Annotated in this window: 17 protein-coding genes; 11 read left to right on the top strand and 6 right to left on the bottom strand. The window is 55.6% G+C overall.

Annotated features, from left to right (window positions below):
• The first annotated feature begins 12 nt into the window (after nt 1-12).
• Nucleotides 13-1,080, top strand: coding sequence for a beta-N-acetylglucosaminidase domain-containing protein (locus MWU64_RS02780; protein ID WP_247060560.1), 1,068 nt, complete (start codon nt 13-15; stop codon nt 1,078-1,080).
• Nucleotides 1,081-1,084: 4 nt separating this feature from the next.
• Here MWU64_RS02780 and MWU64_RS02775 read toward each other — a convergent pair whose 3' ends face one another.
• From MWU64_RS02775 to MWU64_RS02765, 3 genes are read right to left on the bottom strand one after another with little or no spacing between them, the layout of a single operon-like run.
• Complete coding sequence (locus tag MWU64_RS02775) at nt 1,085-1,792, bottom strand: SIMPL domain-containing protein (RefSeq protein WP_247060559.1); 708 nt, start codon at nt 1,790-1,792, stop codon at nt 1,085-1,087.
• A gap of 28 nt (nt 1,793-1,820) precedes the next feature.
• Nucleotides 1,821-2,834: a ChaN family lipoprotein gene (locus MWU64_RS02770; protein WP_247060557.1), complete on the bottom strand. Its 1,014-nt coding sequence runs from the start codon at nt 2,832-2,834 to the stop codon at nt 1,821-1,823.
• Nucleotides 2,835-2,852: 18 nt separating this feature from the next.
• Nucleotides 2,853-3,041: a CopG family transcriptional regulator gene (locus MWU64_RS02765; RefSeq protein ID WP_133007315.1), complete on the bottom strand. Its 189-nt coding sequence runs from the start codon at nt 3,039-3,041 to the stop codon at nt 2,853-2,855.
• Between the two features lie 97 nt (nt 3,042-3,138).
• On the opposite strand from MWU64_RS02765, the gene dauA reads away from it, so the two are divergent.
• The 7 genes from dauA to MWU64_RS02730 all read left to right on the top strand — a co-directional run bounded on the left by dauA (nt 3,139) and on the right by MWU64_RS02730 (nt 11,782).
• A complete protein-coding gene (gene dauA / locus MWU64_RS02760) occupies nt 3,139-4,881 on the top strand; it encodes a C4-dicarboxylic acid transporter DauA (RefSeq protein ID WP_247060556.1) in 1,743 nt (580 codons plus the stop codon).
• 23 nt (nt 4,882-4,904) lie between these two features.
• A complete protein-coding gene (locus MWU64_RS02755; RefSeq protein ID WP_247060551.1) occupies nt 4,905-6,851 on the top strand; it encodes an ion channel DMI1 in 1,947 nt (648 codons plus the stop codon).
• A gap of 245 nt (nt 6,852-7,096) precedes the next feature.
• Nucleotides 7,097-8,695, top strand: coding sequence for an isocitrate lyase (locus MWU64_RS02750; RefSeq protein WP_247060549.1), 1,599 nt, complete (start codon nt 7,097-7,099; stop codon nt 8,693-8,695).
• Between the two features lie 377 nt (nt 8,696-9,072).
• Complete coding sequence (locus MWU64_RS02745; RefSeq protein WP_247060547.1) at nt 9,073-10,188, top strand: hypothetical protein; 1,116 nt, start codon at nt 9,073-9,075, stop codon at nt 10,186-10,188.
• Nucleotides 10,189-10,244: 56 nt separating this feature from the next.
• A complete protein-coding gene (locus MWU64_RS02740; protein ID WP_247060545.1) occupies nt 10,245-10,580 on the top strand; it encodes a hypothetical protein in 336 nt (111 codons plus the stop codon).
• Nucleotides 10,581-10,593: 13 nt separating this feature from the next.
• Nucleotides 10,594-11,286: a C39 family peptidase gene (locus MWU64_RS02735; protein ID WP_247060537.1), complete on the top strand. Its 693-nt coding sequence runs from the start codon at nt 10,594-10,596 to the stop codon at nt 11,284-11,286.
• A gap of 4 nt (nt 11,287-11,290) precedes the next feature.
• Nucleotides 11,291-11,782, top strand: coding sequence for a hypothetical protein (locus MWU64_RS02730; RefSeq protein ID WP_247060535.1), 492 nt, complete (start codon nt 11,291-11,293; stop codon nt 11,780-11,782).
• A 29-nt stretch (nt 11,783-11,811) separates the two neighbouring features.
• Here MWU64_RS02730 and MWU64_RS02725 read toward each other — a convergent pair whose 3' ends face one another.
• Together MWU64_RS02725 and MWU64_RS02720 are read right to left on the bottom strand one after the other, a co-directional pair.
• Nucleotides 11,812-12,885 carry a transporter gene (locus tag MWU64_RS02725; RefSeq protein WP_247060533.1) on the bottom strand — a complete coding sequence of 358 codons (1,074 nt, stop codon included), beginning with the start codon at nt 12,883-12,885 and terminating at the stop codon, nt 11,812-11,814.
• Complete coding sequence (locus tag MWU64_RS02720) at nt 12,882-14,270, bottom strand: sigma-54 dependent transcriptional regulator (protein WP_247060531.1); 1,389 nt, start codon at nt 14,268-14,270, stop codon at nt 12,882-12,884. The genes MWU64_RS02725 and MWU64_RS02720 overlap by 4 nt, the downstream gene beginning before the upstream one ends.
• A 330-nt stretch (nt 14,271-14,600) precedes the next feature.
• Here MWU64_RS02720 and MWU64_RS02715 point away from each other — a divergent pair, with 330 nt between their 5' ends.
• Nucleotides 14,601-16,433, top strand: a complete 1,833-nt coding sequence (locus tag MWU64_RS02715) for an SLC13 family permease (protein ID WP_247060529.1) — start codon at nt 14,601-14,603, stop codon at nt 16,431-16,433.
• Here the strand turns inward: MWU64_RS02715 and MWU64_RS15400 are convergent.
• Nucleotides 16,430-17,020, bottom strand: a complete 591-nt coding sequence (locus tag MWU64_RS15400; RefSeq protein WP_281496202.1) for a TetR family transcriptional regulator — start codon at nt 17,018-17,020, stop codon at nt 16,430-16,432. The two genes, MWU64_RS02715 and MWU64_RS15400, sit on opposite strands and share 4 nt — an antisense overlap.
• A 158-nt stretch (nt 17,021-17,178) precedes the next feature.
• On the opposite strand from MWU64_RS15400, the gene MWU64_RS02700 reads away from it, so the two are divergent.
• Nucleotides 17,179-18,351: an efflux RND transporter periplasmic adaptor subunit gene (locus MWU64_RS02700; RefSeq protein ID WP_247060527.1), complete on the top strand. Its 1,173-nt coding sequence runs from the start codon at nt 17,179-17,181 to the stop codon at nt 18,349-18,351.
• Complete coding sequence (locus tag MWU64_RS02695) at nt 18,351-21,461, top strand: multidrug efflux RND transporter permease subunit (protein WP_247060526.1); 3,111 nt, start codon at nt 18,351-18,353, stop codon at nt 21,459-21,461. Before MWU64_RS02700 ends, MWU64_RS02695 begins: the two co-directional genes overlap by 1 nt.
• Nucleotides 21,462-21,602: the final 141 nt, after the last annotated feature.

The raw sequence follows: 21,602 nt of genomic DNA, 5'->3' as shown, positions 1-21,602 counted from the left end.
AGCAAGCAAGGTATGACAGTTGAACTCGGTGTGATTGAGGGATTTTATGGCCCGATGTGGAGCTGGACCGAGCGACGCAAGTTGCTGAAAACGCTGGCAGGGCATGGTTATGGTTTTTATTTGTACGCGCCCAAGGCTGACCCTTATTTACGACGGCGTTGGCAGGAACCGCATCCGGCGGACGAGTTTGCCGCTTTGGTCGCGTTTGCCGAATTGTGCAATCGCGAAGGCGTGCGCTTTGGCGTGGGGTTGAGCCCGTTCGAGATTTTCAATCAGTTCGACGAGAATGCGCGCCACGCGCTGGCCGCAAAACTGAAAGCGCTAGATCGAATTGGCGTGCAGGAGCTGGCGATTCTGTTTGACGATATGCACTCGAGCACGCCGTCGCTGGCCAGTACTCAGGCTGAGATTATGCGCTGGGTGAAAGCTCACAGCGACGCCACCACGTTCAGTATCTGCCCAACCTATTACTCCGATGACCCGGTTCTTGACCGGGTGTTTGGGGAGCGGCCTACGGACTATCTGGAAACCTTGGGTGCCGAGCTTGATAAGGATGTGCGGGTATTCTGGACCGGTGAAGAGGTGTGCTCCCGGGAAATCTCTTCGGGGCACCTGAAACGGGTGGGCGACCGGCTGGGCCGAAAGCCGGTGTTGTGGGACAACTATCCGGTGAACGATGGCGACCGAATGTCACGGCACCTGCACCTGAGGGCGTTCACCGGCCGGCCGGCAGCAAATGCGGCGCACTTGGCCGGCCATGCCATTAATCCGGCTTTGCAACCTACGTTAACGGCAATACCCGCGCTGACATTGCTGGAATCCTATCGGCAAGGGCCGAACTATCAGTACGGACAAGCGTTTCACCATGCCGCCCGGGAGCTGCTGGGTGAAGCCTTGGCAAATCAGATTCAGCAGGACCTGTTGAGTCTCCAGGATGCAGGATTGGGGCGCTTGAGTGATGAGCGCAAGCAGGCCTTGGCACACACCTACGATGCGTTCGATCATCCGGCGGCCAGCGAAATTATGCGCTGGCTCGCCGGCGACTATCTGGTGACCGATGAGATGGTGCAAACCCAGTAACAGGTTATTCCAGATAGTAGTTGAAGGTAGAAACCACTCGTACGATTTTCACCGGTTGCTGCTGTTCAGAAATTCCGGGTGCCTGATCCCGGGCAAGGATTTGGAATACCCCCTGATTGGCTCTGCGCAAACCGCCGAGACTGGCGTTGGCATCCCGGGCAAACTGGCTTGCCGCCTCGCGGGCTGATTCGGTGGCTTCGGCGATCATTTCCGGCTTGATGGTGTTCAGGCCGTTGAATAGATAGGTTGGGCCGCCGGGACCGTAGTCGGAAGACAAGAGGACGCCGGAGTCCACCAGTTCGCTGACATTCTGGGCGGCATGGCGGATGCGATCGATCTGCGTACTGCGCACCATCAGGGTTTGATTGACGATGAATTTCTGCTCGCCTTCACCTTGATACGGATTGGCCCGGGTATCGGTGACGTCGAGCCTTTGCAGCTCCACCGCGCTGCTCTCAATGGCTTGGAACTTCAGGAATGCCATGATGGCTTCCCGACTGCTTCGGGCTTTTGCTTGAGCCTGTTCCAGGGTTTTACCGCTGGCGACAAAGCGAATAGGCCAGAGCGCGAGGTCGGCGTTCACTTCCCGTTCCGCGACACCTTTGACGGTGACATAGCGGTCTCCGGTTTTCAGCCCGGTGAGACCATCCTTTAATAGTGAGGCCGAGATAACGACGCTCAGCCCAAGGATGACTGCAACGAGTACTTTCATGGATCCATTTCCTTTTGGTCGTTGCTCACTATTCGGTGGTGCAGTGGGTGTCCGATCGGCCACTAAAACGCTGTTTCATGGCTTTGTTCTGTCGGTCGGGATCACGATATTCCTTGGGCAACGGTTGGGTCAAGTATAAGAAGTTGCCCTTGCCCAATTGTGACTCCAGAGAAGGAGATGCTTCCTCTGCAACCCAAAATACGGGGCTCAGTACAACAACAGACAGCTTTGGCGCACGCTTTTTCAGCAGAGCTACGGTGCCGAGACCCTCTTCGCTGTGAAAAGTGCCGGTCAGGTGTAGTACCTGATGCCCCGGGTGGTTTTTTCTAGCCTGCAAAATGCGGCTGGCCATGGTGTTGTCGCGCAACAGCTGCGCCTTGTAGACGCTGGCCATGCGTTCTGAAATCGCCGGGTCATTTGAACCGTGGCTACCGGAAATGGCTTCAATAAACTTTTCCCGATACGCCGGCGTGTCCAGAAAGGGATGAGCGGGCAGTTGTTGCCGTTGATTATCGGGTAGCGCATTGAGATAAGCCGGCCCAATCCGACCGACACAGCGAACCGTTTGCGCAGGGGCATTGGCCGCGATCACCGGAAGATTGTGGTTGCGCGCGTATTCCACTATCGGCCGGTATGAACCGCGATAATTGTCCCATGCATTGGTATCTTCGATCATCTCCGCTTCACCCGTTTCGCCGGCGAGGTAGTCGTCCAGATCGCTTTGATGGTCTAGATTGAATTGTTCCAGAGTCAGGGTGATGTGCGGGTTCTGGTTGTGCAGGTGTTTTAACAACCGGGTCTGAAGCAGGTGGGAGCCAGGGTGTCCGTGATACTCGCCAACAATAACGACGTCAGCTTTGGACAGTGCGTCGGCGACGTATTCAAGTGATACCGGCTGGCGAGAGTTTGAGTCAATTACTACGCTTTCGTATAGCGTTGCCGGTGCCGGGATGCCGGCTTCGCCTTGTGCCTGCGTTAGGGCGCAGCCCGATGAGATAAGCGCAGCCGCAGCGATCAGCGGAGTGAGTGAAAGCTTTATCATAAACGCAGGCAGCCTTGGTTAGTCGAGGTCTTTGGTACGTTGTTCGCGCCAATCTTCCCCCAGTTTTTGTTCCACGTACTCGCGGATGAATTGCCGAACCTTTTGAGAGGGGGTGACATCGTCCTGCTTGCAGAGTTCTTCGAATACAGCTTTTTTGTCGGGGTCGATAAGAAGAGTTAGGCGCGCGGTACGATTTTCTTTCGTCATGATTTCAGAGTGCCTTACATGTTAATCAGGTTAACATTGAATGTTATTACGATGAGCATATAATTGTAAGCCTGTCTTCGCAACCTGGAGCTTGCTCATGCCGCATCGCGCTCATCTTTTTTCCTTGAGATTTGCCCACGCACTTCGCGAAGCCTGCGTTGATGAGCGTTACACCAGCTCCCGTTTTTTCAAGGATGTGATGGCCGGTGTTACCGTCGGCATCATCGCCATTCCACTGGCTATGGCTCTGGCTATCGCTAGTGGTGTGGCTCCCCAATACGGTTTGTATACCGCTTTCATTGCCGGCTTTATTATCGCGTTGTTGGGCGGTAGCCGGTTCAGCATCTCTGGCCCCACCGCCGCTTTTGTTGTCATTTTATACCCCATTGCCCAGAACTATGGATTGGGCGGCTTGCTGCTGGCCACGCTGATGTCGGGTGTGCTGCTGGTGATGATGGCGCTCATGCGTTTAGGGCGTTTTATCGAGTACATCCCGGAATCGGTCACGCTCGGCTTTACCGGTGGCATTGCGGTGGTCATTGCCACCTTACAGGTCAAGGATTTCTTTGGTTTGTCGGTTGAAAGTATGCCCGAGCCCTATTGGGACAAGCTGGCGGTGCTGGCCCAGCAGATGCCAGCGCTCGACGGCATGAGTACCTTGGTCGCGGCAGCAACCTTGGCGGTTATGCTGCTTTGGCCCCGGTTGAGAACCCCGGTGCCGCCGCACCTACCGGCGGTGGTGATTGGTAGCCTGTTGGCGCTTTGGTTCAATGCCAACGGAGCCGCAATTGAAACCATAGGTTCCCGCTTCAGCTACTTGCTACCGGACGGCAGCACAGGGGCTGGCATCCCGCCGTTCTTGCCTGAATTTACCTGGCCATGGCAGCAGTTGAATGCAGATGGCGAACCGGTGGGTTTGTCTTGGGCGATGCTTCAGGAGTTGTTACCGGCGGCGTTTGCCATTGCCATGTTAGGGGCCATTGAGTCGTTGTTGTGTGCGGTGGTGCTGGATGGCATGACCGGCAAGCGCCACAGCGCGAATAGCGAGCTGATGGGGCAGGGTATTGGCAACATTGTGGTGCCGTTTTTCGGTGGCATTACCGCGACGGCCGCGATTGCCCGATCTGCTGCCAACTATCGCGCCGGTGCTGAGTCTCCGGTGTCGGCGATGATCCACGCCTTGGTGGTTTTGCTGGCGTTGGTTTCTCTGGCCGGCGTGCTGGCCTACCTTCCAATGCCCGCGATGGCGGCTTTATTAATCATGGTGGCCTGGAATATGAGTGAAGCGCCGAAAGCCGTTCACCTTCTGAAAACCGCGCCGCGCATGGATGTCTTGGTTTTTCTGACCTGTTTCAGCCTGACCGTTGTGCTGGACATGGTGATTGCCATAACCGCAGGGGTGCTGCTGGCGGCGGTGTTGTTCATGCGGGAAATGGCGCAGATGACCAAGGTTACTGACATTTCCGGCAGTGAGCGGGTCAAGCAGTTCGGCTTATCGGAAGACTGGCAGGTATTCAAAATTAATGGCCCGCTGTTCTTCGCGGCGGCAGACCGGATTTTTGGAGAGTTGGCGGCGCTGTCACGGCAGTCGTGCGGGCTTGTTTTGTATATGGATGGTGTGACTGTGTTGGACGCCGGCGGCCTGTCAGCGCTTAATAAACTGATTGCGAGTTGTCGCGAGGCCAACACTCAGATAGTCATTGCTGATCTTCAGTTCCAGCCCCTGCGGACTCTGGCCCGTGCCGGCGTGCAGCCGGAGCCGGGTGTCAGCCAGTTCTATCCGACGTTGGCATCTGCTTTGGAGGCAGCCGCTTCTGGCTCTCTGCAGAATCTGCGTTAAACTGCTCTCAAAAGAGGGACGTCATGCTGCCATTTCGAATTATTGATCGAGTCAAATTTGTTCTGGAGCGCCAATTACTGAAAGGCGCGGGTTTTCAATTATTGGTGGTCGGGCTTTTTATAGGCCTGATCTCGCTTATCGGTGGCCTGTTGGTGGTGCCTCAAGGCGGTGAGTTTGAAGACCCAGGCGCAGCGATCTGGTGGGCGTTTTTACGCCTTACTGACCCGGGGTATCTGGGCGACGACGTCGGCGCCTGGCAGCGCATCGTCTCGACCCTGCTGACGCTCCTTGGTTATGTGGTGTTTATGGGCACCCTGGTGGCCATTCTGACCCGTTGGTTGATCGCCAAAATGACGGATCTGGAGCTGGGGCTGACCCCCGTTACCCTGAGAAATCATGTGGTCGTGCTCGGCTGGACCGCACAAACACCCCCTCTTGTCGCCGAGTTGTTTGGTTCATCCGGCCGGATGCGGCGATTCCTGGAAAAGCACGACACCCAACGGTTGCGCCTTGTGGTGCTGGCGGACGAAGCCAGTGTTGAACAACTCTACGAGCTGCGTAACGAGCCGGGGGTGGGCCGGCGCGCCCGTGAGGTGATCCTGCGCAGCGGTTCTGCGATTCAGCCTGATGCTTTACATCGTGTGGCCTGTTTGGATGCAGCCGCCGTGATTGTGCCGAGCCAGGGCTACGATGCCGAAAGCCCGGTAACCTCGGATGTGGAAACGGTAAAAGCGCTGCTGTCGATTGCGGCACAGGCCCGCCATTTGGGTGTACCGCTGCCGTTTGTTGTCGCCGAAATTCAGGATATGCGCAAGTTGTCGGTGATTGAGCGGGCGTATCCCGGGGCTGTTGAGGTGGTTGCGGGTGATTCCACCATCAGTCGGTTAATGGTGCAAAACGTTCTGCACCCGAATTTGTCGGAAGTTTACAACGAACTACTGACCGCTGGTGAAGGCAATGAGATCTTTGTTCGGGGTGGTGAAACCGCTGAGGGCCTGACGCTTGGAGAGCTGGCCGCACAAAGGCCCGATGCGATCGTGTTAGGGCTGCTGCATCCGGCGCAGGCCGGAGGTTGGACGGTCAATCTGCTGGCCTCTTCGGATACCGTGATTCGAAACGAAGATCGGGTGGTGTTGCTGGCCCGAGACTATGCCGATACCGGGCCGGATCCCAAGCGAGAACCGCTGCCACCTATTGAACGGCTGCCGGCGCAAGCCAGAACCACGGCGCGACAAGGCAGGCACCGTGTGCTGGTGCTGGGCTGGAACCGTCGGGTGCCGGGCTTGGTGGCGGAGTTCGGCAGCTACCCGGACCGGGAGTTCGAGCTGGACATGGTCTCGGCGACACCCTTGCAGGACCGGCAACGGGAAATGTCGGGCTACGGTGTGGATATGAGTAACGTGAACGGCCGTTTACTGGAGGCCGACTACATGGTGGAAGGCGAGCTCCGCAAGCTCGACCCGGCGTCATACGACACGGTGATGCTGTTGAGCAGCGACCGAATCGGCTCAGACGAAGAAGCCGACGCCCGTGCAATGGTGGGGTACCTGCAGCTGGAAGACATACTGGCGGAAACTCGGGTAAGGCCGCAGGTGTTGTTGGAGTTGAGTGATCCGGACAACCGGCATCTGATGCATAACCATCAGAGCGAGATGCTGATAAGCCCGATGATTCTGAGCCATGTGCTGGCGCAGGTGGCGCTGCGCCGGGAGTTGAGAGTGGTGCTCGACGAGTTGTTTACCGTGGGGGGCGCGGAAATCCAGTTCCGGGATCCTGACGATTACCCCCTGCCCGCCAGTGCGGATTTTCAGTTTCTGGAGAAAACTCTGGCGGCCAGAGGAGAGATCGCTCTGGGCGTTCGTCGTGAAGCGGTCGATGAGCGTGGGCGGCATCTGCAGATAAACCCACCGCGAAAGCAATACCTGGACCTTCGCAAAGGTGACCAGCTTCTGGTGATGTGTCGAACCTGAGCGGCGCCCAACGCCTTTGAGAAAGAGTGAGAACTGCAAGTGTTTGAGGTGAAAGTGGTTCGACGCACTATTCATAAGAAAAATGCCGGAAATACATAATATAAATTTCAATTATAAGATTGAAGGCAGTAAAGTGTCGCCCAACGTCAGCCAATGCTCGCCACTTACTAGCAGGCTGGCAGCGACTACTGCCTGGCAGCAGTAATTCGCCCCTTTTGAACACAAACGTAGAAAGGATAGAGATCATGCCCTACTCACAAGACGTTGATCAGATCGCATCCCTCGTCAAGCAAAACCCGACCTGGAACGCCATCAACCCTAAGCACGCTGCCCGCATGCGCGCCCAGAACAAATTCAAGACTGGTCTGGACATCGCTAAGTACACCGCGAAGATCATGCGCGAAGACATGGCCGCTTACGATGCCGACACTTCCAAGTACACTCAGTCTCTGGGTTGCTGGCACGGTTTCATTGGTCAGCAGAAGCTGATCTCTATCAAGAAACACTTCGGTAGCACCAAGCGTCGTTACCTGTACCTGTCTGGCTGGATGGTTGCCGCTCTGCGTTCCGAGTTCGGTCCTCTGCCTGACCAGTCTATGCACGAGAAGACTTCTGTTCCTGGCCTGATCGAAGAGCTGTACACCTTCCTGCGTCAAGCCGATGCCTGGGAACTGAACCACTTGTTCCGTGACCTGGAAGCCGCTGAGAAAGCTGGTGACACTGCTAAAGCTGAAGAGCTGATCAAGCAGATCGACAACCACGAAACTCACGTTGTACCGATCATTGCTGACATCGACGCTGGTTTCGGTAACGACGAAGCGACTTACCTGCTGGCTAAGAAGATGATCGAAGCGGGTGCATGCTGCATCCAGATCGAAAACCAGGTTTCTGACGAGAAGCAGTGTGGCCACCAAGACGGTAAAGTAACCGTTCCTCACGCCGACTTCCTGTCTAAGATCAACGCTGTTCGTCTGGCGTTCCTTGAGCTGGGTGTAGACGACGGTGTTATCGTTGCTCGTACCGACTCACTGGGTGCTGGCCTGACCAAGCAGATCGCTGTAACTAACGAGCCGGGTGACCTGGGCGACAAGTACAACAGCTTCATCGATGGCGAGTACATCGAAGACGCTTCCCAGATCGAGAACGGCGACGTTGTGATCAAGTCTGACGGCAAGCTGCTGAAGCCGAAGCGTCTGGCATCTGGCCTGTTCCAGTTCAAAGCTGGCTCTGGTGAAGACCGTGTTGTTCTGGACTGCATCACTTCCCTGCAGAACGGCGCAGACATGCTGTGGATCGAGACTGAGAAGCCTCACGTTGGTCAGATCGCTGGCATGGTAAACCGCATCAAGGAAGTTGTTCCCGATGCCAAGCTGGTTTACAACAACAGCCCGTCCTTCAACTGGACTCTGAACTTCCGTCAGCAGGTATTCGATGCTTGGAAGGAAGAAGGTAAAGACGTATCTGCGTACGATCGCGACCGTCTGATGAGTGCTGACTACGACGGCACCGAGCTGGCTGAGCTGGCTGATGAGTGGACTCGTAACTTCCAGCGTGACGCGTCACGTGAAGCGGGTGTATTCCACCACTTGATCACTCTGCCGACTTACCACACTGCCGCTCTGTCTACTGACAACCTGGCGAAAGGCTACTTCGGTGACGAAGGTATGCTGGCTTACGTTGCTGGTGTTCAGCGTCAGGAAATCCGTCAGGGCATCGCTACTGTTAAGCACCAGGACATGGCTGGTTCTAACATCGGTGACGACCACAAAGAATTCTTCGCAGGTGAAGCTGCGCTGAAGGCTGGCGGTAAAGACAACACTATGGGTCAGTTCGAGAACATCTAATCTCGACGACCTAAGCAGTGTTTAAAAGCGGCCCCGGAAACGGGGCCGCTTTTTTTGTGTCTGGAATAACGTCAGAAAGGCTGACAAGTGTTCAATCGCTAACAGTCTGAAAGTGAACGCATATTTTGAGAAACCCCTGTCCTGAAGCGCGCGGTTGTACCAGATTTGAAACAGTCTGGAGCGGCGGTGATGCGCAATAACGAACGGCATTTCTTTTTTATTCTCTTAAAAATCAGAGGCCTGACAATTTATGAGGGCAATGTGGCACGGTAATGGCTTTAGTGCTTTCGAGGGTCTGACCTATTCGGATGTCAGCAACAGTAGTCGAGCGGGGCGGGCCAAAGAGAAGTGCAATGATGTTAGAAGGAAGCGATATCATGAAAACTCAGAAAAGCTTGCTAGCGATTGCTGTTGCATTAGGTCTGGGCTTGTCAGGTGTGGCCTATGCAGATGTAGGTGGTGACGGTGACCCGAACACCAATGCTGTCGATAACGCGACGGCTAACAATGACAATTCCGGAAACACCAATTCGGGTAACGACAACTCGAATTACCCGGATAGTTCGAACAATTCGGATAACTCGAACAATTCCGACAATTCGGATAATTCGGATAACTCCGACAACAGTGCTACCGCCACAGATTCGTTCAAAATAGCGGACAGTGGTAACGACATGTCTGACAACTCCGATAACTCGGACAATTCAGACAACTCCGATAATTCGGATAATGCAGACAACTCTGATAACTCCGACAACAGCGCCAATGTGACCGATTCGTTCAAAATCGCTGACAGTGGTAATGATATGTCGGATAACTCAGATAATTCCGATAACTCCGACAACTCGGATAACTCAGACAACTCCGATAATTCGGATAACTCTGACAATTCCGACAGCTCGGATAACAGCACCAATGTGACCGATTCGTTCAAGATCGCAGACAGTGGCAACTCTGATAGCTCGGACAATTCAGACAGTTCTGATAACTCCGACAATTCAGACAACTCGGATAATTCCGATAACTCTGACAACTCGGATAACAGTACCCGCAATTCGAACAACGTAGCAGACAGCAACAACGACAATTCAGATAACTCAGATAACTCGGACAACTCGGATAACTCCGACAACTCCGATAACTCTGACAACTCTGACAACGCTGACAACAGCACCAATGATTCGTACAACACAGCGGACAGCAACAACGACAACTCGGATAACTCCGATAACTCCGATAACAGTACTGCCAACCTGAACCTGCATGTGTTCCTGAACAATGCAGACCTGGCCGGTACAGTAAGCGGCACCAGCGTTACTTATGGCGACGCCAATGCTGAAGGCTCTTACACCGACGTTATGAACCACAACGAAATCTCGGGTGGTTCCGCTAACTTCACCGGTGTGGGTGCAATTTCCCAGAACACCGGGCATGGCAGTGTCACTCAGGCGAACGTCAGTGTGATGTCTAACCTGACCACCGGCGGTAACTGAGGAAGACCGGTCGCACCGGATTAACGGTGCGGCCGTGCGTTCCGGGAGGAACCGTCATGGGATACATCAAAGGGGTGATCTGTGTACTGTCGTTGATGTGGTGCGGCTTGGCATATGCGGAGGGATTGCTCGACGTAGAGCCTTTGGCGCCGGACCAGTTGGCTGAATCCAGTGGTCGTCAGGGCGTACCGTTACAGTTGCAGTTTAACGATACCGACCAGATGGCGACGGTGACGGGTAACAGGTTGTCAGGCAATGTGGTGACCGGAGCAAACAGCATTTCCGACCATGCCTTCGACAACATGAGCGGTATCGCAACGGTGATCCAGAACAGCGGAAACCAAGTGGTGATCCAGGACAGCACTCAGGTAAACATTCTGATCAATCGCTGACAGGAGGTGGGCCATGGTTAAGCAGCTGTTTGTCGTCAGTTTTGTTGGCGCTGTGGTTCTCTGGTCCACCGCGTTCGCTGGCACCGTTACCTTGCCGGGGCTGGCGGGTGAGTTGTCGGTTGATGTCAGCAGTTTCAGGGAGCAGCGTTTCAGTTCGGTGATGCAGCAGCAGTATGACTACAGTTGCGGCTCGGCCGCTATTGCTTCATTGCTCACTTACCACTACAGCCACGACGTTTCGGAACAGGACGTGTTCACCGGAATGTTCGCGATAGCGGATCCAGAAAAAGTGCGTAAAGAAGGTTTCTCCATGCTGGACATGAAGCGGTTTCTGGCATCGAAAGGTTACCAGGCTGACGGCTTTCGCATGCCGCTATCGGGTATACGGGAGCAGGTGAGTTTGCCGGTGATTGTGCTGATGAATCTTGAGGGTTTTCGTCACTTTGTGGTCATCAAAGGGATCAGCGACGATGAGGTGTTGGTTGGGGACCCCGCGCGCGGATTAAAAGCGTATTCACGGGCTGAATTTGAAGGATATTGGGATGGAGCTGCGTTTGTAATCCGCAGCCACGTCAAGCAGGGGCGTAGCACGTTCCTTGCGGCAGGAGACTGGCCACAGGTCGTGCGGGCTCCTTTGAATAAAGGACAGGACGGTCCGTCACTTGGCCATACCTTGCCATACTGGCCGTCGTCTAGGGAGTGGTAGCGCCATGAAACATCGATACGGAGTTTGGGTGTTCGGGCTGGTGGTCGGGTTGGTTGCGGGCGTCCTGCCTGTTAACGCGGAAAGCCTGTCGGTTGCGCAGCCGTTGACCGATGTCGAACTTGCTGCGCAACGAGGAGGATTTGTTCTCGACAACTTCGAGATTTCGATCGGGCTTGAACAGGTTATTTCGGTTAATGGAGACACCCTGGCGGTGAATCGTTTGACGATTCCGAACCTCAATCAGATGGGCAATGAAAGCGTGGTGCCCCACCAGGTTCAGAGCATGCTCAGCCTGGTGGATGCCACCCCGAACGGGCAGGCCCTGGTGTCTGCATCCTCGGGTTCCGGGGGCTGGCTGACGCTGATCCAGAATGATCTGAATGGCACGGTTATCCAGAATGCACGCCAGCTTAATATCGAATTAAGAAACCTGGGGGCCGGCTATCGACTCCCGGATCACATGAAAAACCCCACCCTGCCGTTTTTAGGCCGCTAGATCGCCCGGGTGAAATCGCCCGCCCTAAGTTAGAAGCTGATGGGCAGTTTCAGTGTGATTTCAGTGTCTGGCGCCGATTCCGTTACGCCAACGTTGACCGTAAGGCTCAGTGTGGCGTTCGATCTCACTCGTTGCGACAGTCCGAACGACAGCGATCCAATCTGAATGCGATCAAAGTTGGCGGCAAACATGTCAAGGTCACGTTCATAGGAGGTGTCGCCAATAATCGATTGGTCATAGCCGATGCTGAACGATGTTCGCTCGTTAAAGGCGAACCCCATGCCGAAACCGAAGCGCACAACGTTTCCCGGATCAATGGTGTTGCCGTTTTCAAAACCCTTGTCGTCTTTCAGGGTGTAGACATAGCTCAGGTTGCCGTACAGAACGGCCGGGTCCGACGGGTAAATAAACGACAAGCCCGGTTCGAACGACCAGAAACCCGAGCCGGTGGGGCGGTCAGTGAGTTCAACGCCGATCGGATTGCCTTGGCTGTCGGTAATAGTCTCCTGATCGACATCGTAGGGACTTTCGCCGGTCGGCGCTTTCACTCTGAGCGAGCTGATCACGTAGGGCCAGCCCCCAAGGCCATCGTTGAGTTGATAGCGCACCGTGAGTTCGATATCCCCCAATCCGTCGCCGGACGACTCTCTGAGGGTGTCAACGGGCGTGCCGTCAAAAACATCACGCTCGCGTATGTCTTCGTTAATACTCAAATAGGGAATGCGTAAGGAAGTTTCCAGCCGGCTGGTGAAACCGTACTTGAATGATATCGCCCCAACAAAAATATCCCGTTGAACCTCGGATATGTTAATCAGGCCAATTAGCAGGGCCGGAATAACGGTATAGCCTTCGATGGCCACCAGAGTGGAGGTGCTGTGAGCATGAGACAGTGCCGGTTCAATGATAAACCGGCCGGGCTTCGTAACGATGCCGCGGTCAGCGGTGATGGACGCAATGTCTGAGGCTTTCTCTTGCTCCTGTGCTGCTTTTTTTCGAGCTTCAGTAACCGCGCCGGGGCGCATTTGGTGTTCCGGTTTTGCAAAGCTGCTCACGGGTGACAGGCACAGGCTGAGCGCGATCAGGTATCCGGTTTTGGTTTTCATGTGGTGTCTCCCTTGGGTGCAGGTTTTTGCTGAAAAGGCTGGCTGGCAGAGTGGGGTGCGTGTTTTTTGAGCAAACGGTAGAAAGACGCGCGCGATATCTTCAGAACCCGTGCCGCTTCAGACAGGTTGTTGTTGGACAGGCGCAGGCTGCAAACGAGGGCTTGTTGGTCGGCTAGGTCCCGGAACGATTGAAGGCTCAGATTAGATGGCTGAGATCGGCCGGCCCCGAGGGGGCGTAGCCCTAAATCGCTGGGTTCGATGGTGCTTTGTTCGCTGAGCAGAACGCCCCGACGTAAGCGGTTTTGCAGCTCTTGCAGGTTGCCGGGCCATGAGTGGTTAATCAGACAATGCATGGCGGCGCTGCTGAGGCTCTTTTGTTTCATGCCGGGAAACGAAGCGTCAAGAAGAGCCTGAGCCAGGGTTGGAATGTCTTCGCAACGATCCCGTAATGGTGGAAGCACCACTTCAAGGTTCCCCAGGCGGAAATACACATCACTTCGGAACAACCCCACGGCAACCAGCTCGGGCAAGGGCTGGGTGGTGGTTGCGATGACTCGGCCGTTCGCTGAAATGCGCGAATTGCTACCGACACGCTGAACCTCGCCTTCCTGCAGAAAACGAAGCAACGCGGATTGTTGTTCCAGATGCAGCTCGTTGATACCCGAAAAGACCAGTGTTCCCCCGTTTGCCTGTTCAAGCCGGCCCGGATGGGATTGTTGAGCGCTGGTAAATGCGCCTTTTTCGTAGCCAAACAGTTCACTTTGGGTAAGCGTGCTGGGTAGCGCGGCGCAATTCACGAAGATTAATGGGCCGGTGGCACGTATAGAGTGGCGGTGGATAAACCGGGCGCTTGCGTCTTTTCCTGTGCTGCTTTCACCGCTGATCAGAACCGATTCCAGAGTGGCTGAATAACGCCGCAAAAGGCTATGCACTTTCTGAATGGCGGGCGAGTTTCCCAGCAGAGCCAAATCGCCATAATCGTGTAGGTTGGCGCGGCAGGTACTTTCCTTCATAGATGCCATACCCCACAGATGGCCCAGCACGGTGTTTAAGCGTTCCGTATCTACGGGTTGGGTATGAAAGTCGGAGCAATAACGAACGATCAGATGGGCAGTAGAGGTTTGGCTGTCTGGCTTTTCCGGGGCAATGGCGACCCAATACATCATGCCGAGGGTCTCAAGCCAGCTTTCCAGTTTCGGCAGGTCGTCCTCGACGTTTTCCGGGAGTTCCAGCACACCCACTTTCGCCGCTTCGGGTGTGTTGGGAAACAACGGTACCGGTTGATAAAAATCGTATTCAATCAGGTGCCAGCATGGCTGTAACACGCCTCGGGTGAAGGTGTTTTGGTGTGCCGCTGACAACCATACAAGCGGTCGCTTTTCCATATAGACGTTGCTCCGCAGGAGTGTGCCTTGGAAATAGGGCTGCCAGTCGTTCAGGGAAGACTGCTTTACCGGTACGGCGTTATACCCGGCCACTGTCCTGTGTGACCTGCGGCGACAGTGTCTGTCGCTGTAACTATCCCATTTACCACGGGAGGTCCGCAGATTGCGTGCCAGAAAAACCGTAATCGCATTGATACAGCAAGTTGCGGCGTGTCACGGCGCACGCCGTCATCGTGAGGTGTATAAATGTTTGACGCTTTTGTTCGGTCAGTCTCTCGTTTTCCGGGCTTTGTTGTATGCTGCAAGAAAGCCCGAAAAAGGAGTGCGCTATTGAACGTTGAGCAAGGCATAGTTTTCTTGGTGCTTGCGGTTACGCTGATCATGTTCGTATGGAACCGGCTGCGTTTTGATGTAGTGGCTATGCTGGCGTTGTTGGCGGTCGCGGTTACGGGATTGGTGCCGGCGGGTGATCTTTTTGCCGGTTTTGGCCACCCGGCGGTGATTACTGTGGCCGCGGTATTGGTGATCAGCCAGGGGCTGGTCAGCGGTGGGGTGGTTAATGCGATTGCCCGCTATCTGGCCAGGATCGGACACAATGCGGTACTGCAGGTGGTGACGTTAACGGGCGTTGTTGCCTTGTGCTCCGCGTTTATTAATAACGTCGGAGCCTTGGCTCTGCTGATGCCGGTCGCGATCTGGATGTCGCGAAAATCTGGCCGTTCACCGTCCTTTCTACTGATGCCGCTGGCTTTCGGATCGCTGTTGGGTGGCACCATCACGCTTATTGGCACCCCGCCCAACATCATTATTGCCAGCTATCGACAAGGAGGCAGTTTCGGGCTGCTTGACTTTGCACCGGCGGGGCTGTCGATCACGCTGGCGGGAATTGTGTTTATTGGGCTTGTGGGTTGGCGTTTTACCCCCAAGCGGGTTGATCCTGACGATGGCGAAGCGTTTTTCAATGTGGGGGATTATGTCACCGAACTGCGAGTGCCAGATGGCAGTGATTACGCCGGCAGTACATTGCATGACTTGCTGACGTCGGGCGAGGAAGAGAAAAGCGTAGCGGTCTTGGCGCTTATCCGAAATGAGAAAAGTTCGCCGGCTCCGTCTCCCTATAAAGTGTTAAGGGAAGATGATGTGTTGTTGGTACAGGCGGATACCGAAAGCCTGCAAGAATTTGTCGAAAAGACCGGACTAACGTTAGCGAACACCGTCGAGGACAATGAAGAAGAATCCGGCGAGAGTGAGGAAGGACAGGCACGAGCCAAGCAAGTCCGCGAAGAGCGAGAGGAAGAAATAGCGACTGGCGATGTCCGGCTCATGGAAGCGGTGATTACGCCATCATCCCAGCTTATCGGTCGCACAACCAACCGTTTCAATCTTCGTGAACGGTATGGCTTGAACGTGGTGGCAATAGCCCGGCAAGGGCACCGGTTAACCCAGCGGGTATCCGACATACGGTTTCGCTCCGGAGACATTCTGCTGGTGCAGGCGTATGAAAGCACTTTGATGGCGACGCTCCAAACGCTCGGCTGCTTGCCTCTGGCGGAGCGCGAGCTGTCGCTGGGGCGGCGGAACAGCCTATGGCTGGCGGGTGGTCTGTTCATGGGAGCCATTGCCCTGATTCTGTCGGGACTGCTTGCGCCGCAGGTGGCGTTGGTTGGCTGTGCGGTAGCGATGGTGGTGTTTCAGCTTCTGGATCCCAATGAAGCCTATCAGGCGATTGACTGGTCGGTCATCGTGTTGCTCGCGGCTATGATCCCGGTGGGTCAGGCGCTGGAAACGACCGGCGGGGCAGATCTTATTGCCGCCCAGATTTTAAGTGTGGCGCAGGGCCAGGCAAACTGGGTGGCGCTCACCATTATTCTGGCCGGATCCATGTTGTTGTCGAACGTGGTGAATAACGCAGCGGCGGCGGTATTGGTGGCACCGATAGCGCTGGGCCTGTCTGTTCAATTAGGTTTACCGGCGGATGCGGCATTAATGGGCGTTGCGGTGGGAACTTCTTGTGCTTTTCTGACTCCTATTGGTCACCAATCCAATGCGTTGGTGATGGAACCTGGTGGGTATCAGTTCGGCGATTACTGGCGGCTGGGGCTGCCGCTCTCTCTGGTGGTGATCATGGTCGCGGTGCCGGTGATTCTTTGGGTGTGGGCTTAGTTGTCTACCAGCAGACCAAAGAACACGGTTTCGATCAGGGTGGGGGCCGTATCTCCCAAAGGCCATTGTTCCGGTGCGGTTAGCCAGTGAAAAAACAGGCCGAGCATTTGCGTGTGTAACAGATAGGCAGCCTGTTCGGGAGTGAGGTGAGAACGGAGGCGCTTACGGTTTTCCGGTAATTTCATCACCTCAATCAGTTGGGTGATTGCACCGGCGGACAACTCGCGGTGGCGGTTGAGTGCCTGATCGGATTCGTTGCGGTGCAGCAAGATGTAATGCACCCGGAAGTAGTGTTTGTCTTCGGCCAGCTTTCGCAGAGCTAAGACACACATGGCTTTCAGGTTATCAATGCTGTCGCCGCTCTCCAGCATTTCGCCCAGCGGTGCGCGTACCCGTTCAAGCATGGCGTCAAGAACGTCCTGTTTATTCCGAAAGTGCCAGTAGATAGCGCCCCGGGTTACACCGGCGGTGTGGGCTATTTGTTCCAGTGACGCGCGTGCAACGCCCTTGTCAAAAAAGACCTGCTCGGCGGCATCGAGAATGGATTCGCGGGTGGCTGCTGCTTCTGCTTTGGTTTTCCGTGCCATGATTTCGTAACTGTAATGTCGGTATATACCGTCAGTATAGCGGAATAAATGTTTACATACATACACGAATGAATGTATGTTAGCGTGCTAATTTTGCAGGCCGTTCTAACCTGCTTTTTTACCCGGATTGATCTTGCCTCGTGTTCAGGAGAACGCACATGACCATGGAATTATTTCATCGCCCAGCTACCCGCACCGGGTTGATTATTGCAAGCCTGTCAGCGTTGTTGATGCTGGCTGGCTGTGGCAGTGAAGACAGTGCAGGTCAGCAAGGTGGCGGTGGCTTCCCGCCGGCTGCAGTGACCGTAGAAACCGCCGAATTGAGTAACGCCACAGTGCGTCAGGATTATGCCGGGCGGGCGCGGGGTGCGAGGGAAGTGCAAGTGCGGGCGCGAATCAGTGGCGTGCTTGAAGAACGGCTATATGCAGAAGGGCAAATGGTGCAGAACGGGGATTCGCTGTTCCGTATCGACCCCAAACCGGCTGAGGCCGCATACCAATTGGCCAGGGCACAGCGTCAGGTGGCCGAAGCAAATGTACGTCAGGCAGAGCGGGAGTGGGCCAGAATCTCGTCTTTGTACAAGCGCAAAGCCGTAAGTGAACGGGATCGTGATTCTGCCGAGTCGGCTCTGGAGTTGGCAAAAGCGAATTTGGCGGTTGCCGAGGCGGGAATGACCAAAGCGGAACTGAACCGTGGGTACACCGAAGTGACGGCGCCATTAAGTGGCGTGACCAGTCTTGAGGATCTGCCGGAGGGCAGTTTGGTGGACGCGGGCACCTTGCTGACAACGATTGTTCAGCTCGACCCGGTGCATGTGCGCTTCGCGTTGCCGGAAAACGACGCCAGTATTCGCCGTGCGGCAACGGAAGGCATGGCCCGTTCTGATGAAGCTCAGGACGTATCGGCCCGGCTGGTGTTGGCAAATGGCGAGGAATACTCAATGGAAGGCCGGATAGACTTTACCGCATCTACTCTGGACCCGCGCACCGGCTCTGTGTCGGCGCGAGCGGTTTTCCCGAACCCGGAGCATGCCATTGTGCCGGGGCAGTTTGTGCGAGTGCGGGTTGAGCTCCAGAACTTTGAAAACATCGTTTTGGTGCCGGAAGCCGCCGTTGCCGAGGGCCCCAAAGGACCCATGGTGTACGTGGTTGATGACGAAGGCAAAGCCCAGGCCCGCAGCGTCGAGCTGGGTCCTGTGACCAACGGCCGCCAGATTAGTTTGAAAGGACTGGACGCCGGCGACCAGTTCATTGTTACTGGCCTGACCAATCTTCGCCCGGGCGCACCCGTGAAGATTACCAATGACGATGCTCGGGAGGGTGCGAACTGATGTTGCGCACATTTATAGACCGGCCGATATTCGCGACGGTTATCTCGATTATTATTACTTTGGGCGGTGCGCTGGCATTGCTTGGTTTGCCGGTGGAGCAATACCCGAACGTGGTGCCGCCGCAAGTTGTGGTAGACGGGCGATTCCCGGGTGCCAGTGCAGACGTGATTTCTGATTCAGTGGTCGCACCGCTGGAGCAGGAGATCAACGGCGTTGACGATATGATCTACCTGGAATCCAGCGCGACCGATTCCGGCAGTTTCCGGATCTCAGTGTCGTTCGAGATCGGGACCGATCCGGATCAGGCCACCATTAACGTGAACAACCGGGTACAGCAGGCGCTGGCGCGCTTGCCTCAATCCGTTCGTAACCAGGGCCTGAAAGTTGAGGCCCGTTCGACGTCGATTTTACAGGTGATTGCCCTGTCGTCTCCCGACAATTCCATGGACGTGGTGGAGATTTCCAACTACGCCTTGTTGAACGTGCTCGACGAGCTGGTGCGCTTACCCGGCATCGGTAACGCCTCTTTGTTCGGTGCCCAGGATTACTCGATGCGAATCTGGTTGCGGCCCGACAAGCTGGCGCAGTACGAACTGACCCCGGGCGATGTGGCGAATGCGTTGCGCGCTCAAAACGCCCAGTTCGCCGCCGGTCGAATTGGCGCAGAACCGGCTCCGAAAGGGCAGGCGTTCACCTTCAGTGTCTCGGCCCCCGGCCGACTGACCAGCCCTGAAGAGTTCGGCGAAGTGATTTTGCGCAGTGACGAGCTAGGTGCGTCTTTGCGTTTGAAAGATGTAGCGCGGATTGAATTGGGTGCCCTGAACTATGATTTTGCGGCGATTTATAACGGCAGCGCGACCGTACCTATGGGTATCTATCTGCAGCCGGGCGCCAATGCCCTGGATGCTGCGGAAGCCGTGAACAAGGCGATGGCAGAGATTTCGGACCGTTTCCCGGAAGGCCTGGAATTCAGCGTTCCTTATGACACCACCCGCTTTATCGATATCTCCATTCAGGAGGTGTTCAGCACCTTCATTATGGCGGTGGTTCTGGTGGTTCTGGTGACCTTCCTGTTCCTGCAAAACCTCAGTGCCACCCTGATACCGTTGATGGCCATTCCGGTGTCGCTGATCGGTACCTTTGCGGGCATGCAGGCGCTGGGCTTCTCGGTGAACCTGCTGACTCTGTTCGGGTTGATATTGGCCATCGGGGTGGTGGTGGATAACGCCATCATCATCATGGAAAACGCCGAACGGCTGATTAAAGAGAAAGGCATGACCGCCTACGATGCTGCGGTGACCACCATTGGCCAGGTTTCCGGCGCGGTGATTTCATCAACATTGGTGCTGGTGGCCGTGTTTGCTCCAGTGGCGTTTTTGGGCGGGCTCAGTGGTGAGTTGTACCGGCAGTTTGCGATCACCATTGCGGTATCGGTGGTCATCTCCGCCGTTGTGGCGCTCACGTTGACCCCGGCTATGTGTGCCATGTTGCTGGGTAAAGAAAACAAACAGCTGGCCGTGTTCCGCTGGTTTGATGCTGGCTTCGACAAGTTGACCACAGGTTTCTCAGGCGTGGTGGACTGGCTGCTGAGGCACGCGGTTGTGGGCGTGCTGTTGTTTTCGGCCATGCTGGGCAGCGTGGTGTTCCTGATGAATAAGATGCCTTCAGGGCTGGTGCCGCAGGAAGATCAGGGCTTTGTGTTGGCCGCTTATGCATTGCCCCCGGTGTCGGCGATGAGCCGCACGGAAGATGCCCGGGATGAGTTGGCCGCGAAAATGAAAAGCCTGCCGGAAGTGAAAGATGTCGTAGCCTTTGCCGGCTTCGACATTATTTCCAGTGCGCTTCGCACCAACAGCGGTGTCGCATTTGTGACGCTGGAAGATTGGGCGGAGCGTGAAGGCGAGGGCCAGGGTGCCGCCGATATTGCCAAGAAGATCATGGGTATTGGCTTTGGCATGCCGGAAGCGTTCGTAATTGCCTTTACGCCGCCACCGATTCAAGGCCTGTCGACCACCGGTGGTGTGGAGGGCTACATTCAGGCTCGAGGTGGACGTACCCCTGCCGAGATTAAGGCGATATCGGACAAGTTCACGCAGGCCGCGAATGCCCGGCCGGAACTGACTAACGTGCGGGTGACGCTGGATACTGGTATTCCTCGTTACAAGGCGAACGTGGACCGTGAAAAGGCTCAGGCAGCCGGCGTGCCCATTGATCAGATCTTTACGACCATGCAGAGCACCTTTGGTGGTTTGTATGTGAACGACTTTACGCTGGAGGGCCGTAACTGGCAGGTGAACCTTCAGTCGGAAGGCGAGTTCCGTAGCCATCCGGGAGATTTGCGTAAGGTGTTTGTGCGCTCCAATTACGGCGAGATGATTCCGCTCAGCTCGTTGGTTGAGTTGGAGCGTACCAGTGGTCCAGATATTCTGAACCGGTTTAACGTGTATCCGGCGGCGAAACTGCTGGCTGACCCTGGCCCGGGCTATACCACGGGTGCGGCACTGGCGGCGTTGGAAGCTGTCGCTGCTGAACAGTTTGATCGGGATACCTTGGTCGGTTGGACCGGTGAAGCCTATCAGTTGCAGGATTCCGCAGACTCCGGTGCCATGGCATTTGGCATGGGTTTGTTGCTGGTGTTCCTGATTCTGGCGGCTCAGTATGAGCGTTGGGGTTTGCCGGTGGCGGTGGCGACGGCGGTTCCGTTTGGGGTGTTTGGGGCGGCACTGGCGTCGTTGTGGCGTGGCTTCCCGAACGATATTTATTTCCAGGTGGGGCTGTTGGTGTTGATCGGGCTGGCGGCGAAGAACGCGATTCTGATTGTGGAGTTTGCGGCGCAGAACCGGAAGTCGGGTATGAGTTCATTTGAGGCGGCCAGTGCGGCGGCGCGTCAGCGTTTCCGGGCGATTATGATGACGGCGTTGACCTTTATTGTGGGGTCGTTGCCGTTGGCGTTCAGTTCCGGCGCGGGTGCTGTGAGTCGTCAGGAGATTGGTACGGTGGTGGTTGGTGGTATGCTGGCGGCCAGTACCTTGGCGCTGTTTTTTGTGCCTTTGTTCTATAAGTTGATTGAGGACTTTGGGGATTGGCGCAAGCAGCGTAAGAAGGCCTGACCATTAGGGCTGATTTCGGTCAGTTCTTTGTGAATGTTATTGAACCGCCTTGGGTTTCTGCCCTCGGCGGTTTTTTGTTGTTATGCTGAATGGGAGTAAGAACCGGCAGAGGGGAGGCGCTTCCAAAAACCGCTCCTTCGG

Source organism: Marinobacter sp. S0848L (assembly GCF_023016065.1).
Classification (GTDB): domain Bacteria; phylum Pseudomonadota; class Gammaproteobacteria; order Pseudomonadales; family Oleiphilaceae; genus Marinobacter.
The sequence above is the reverse complement of the archived record's forward strand: the minus strand, read 5'-3'. Positions and strand labels throughout refer to the sequence as shown.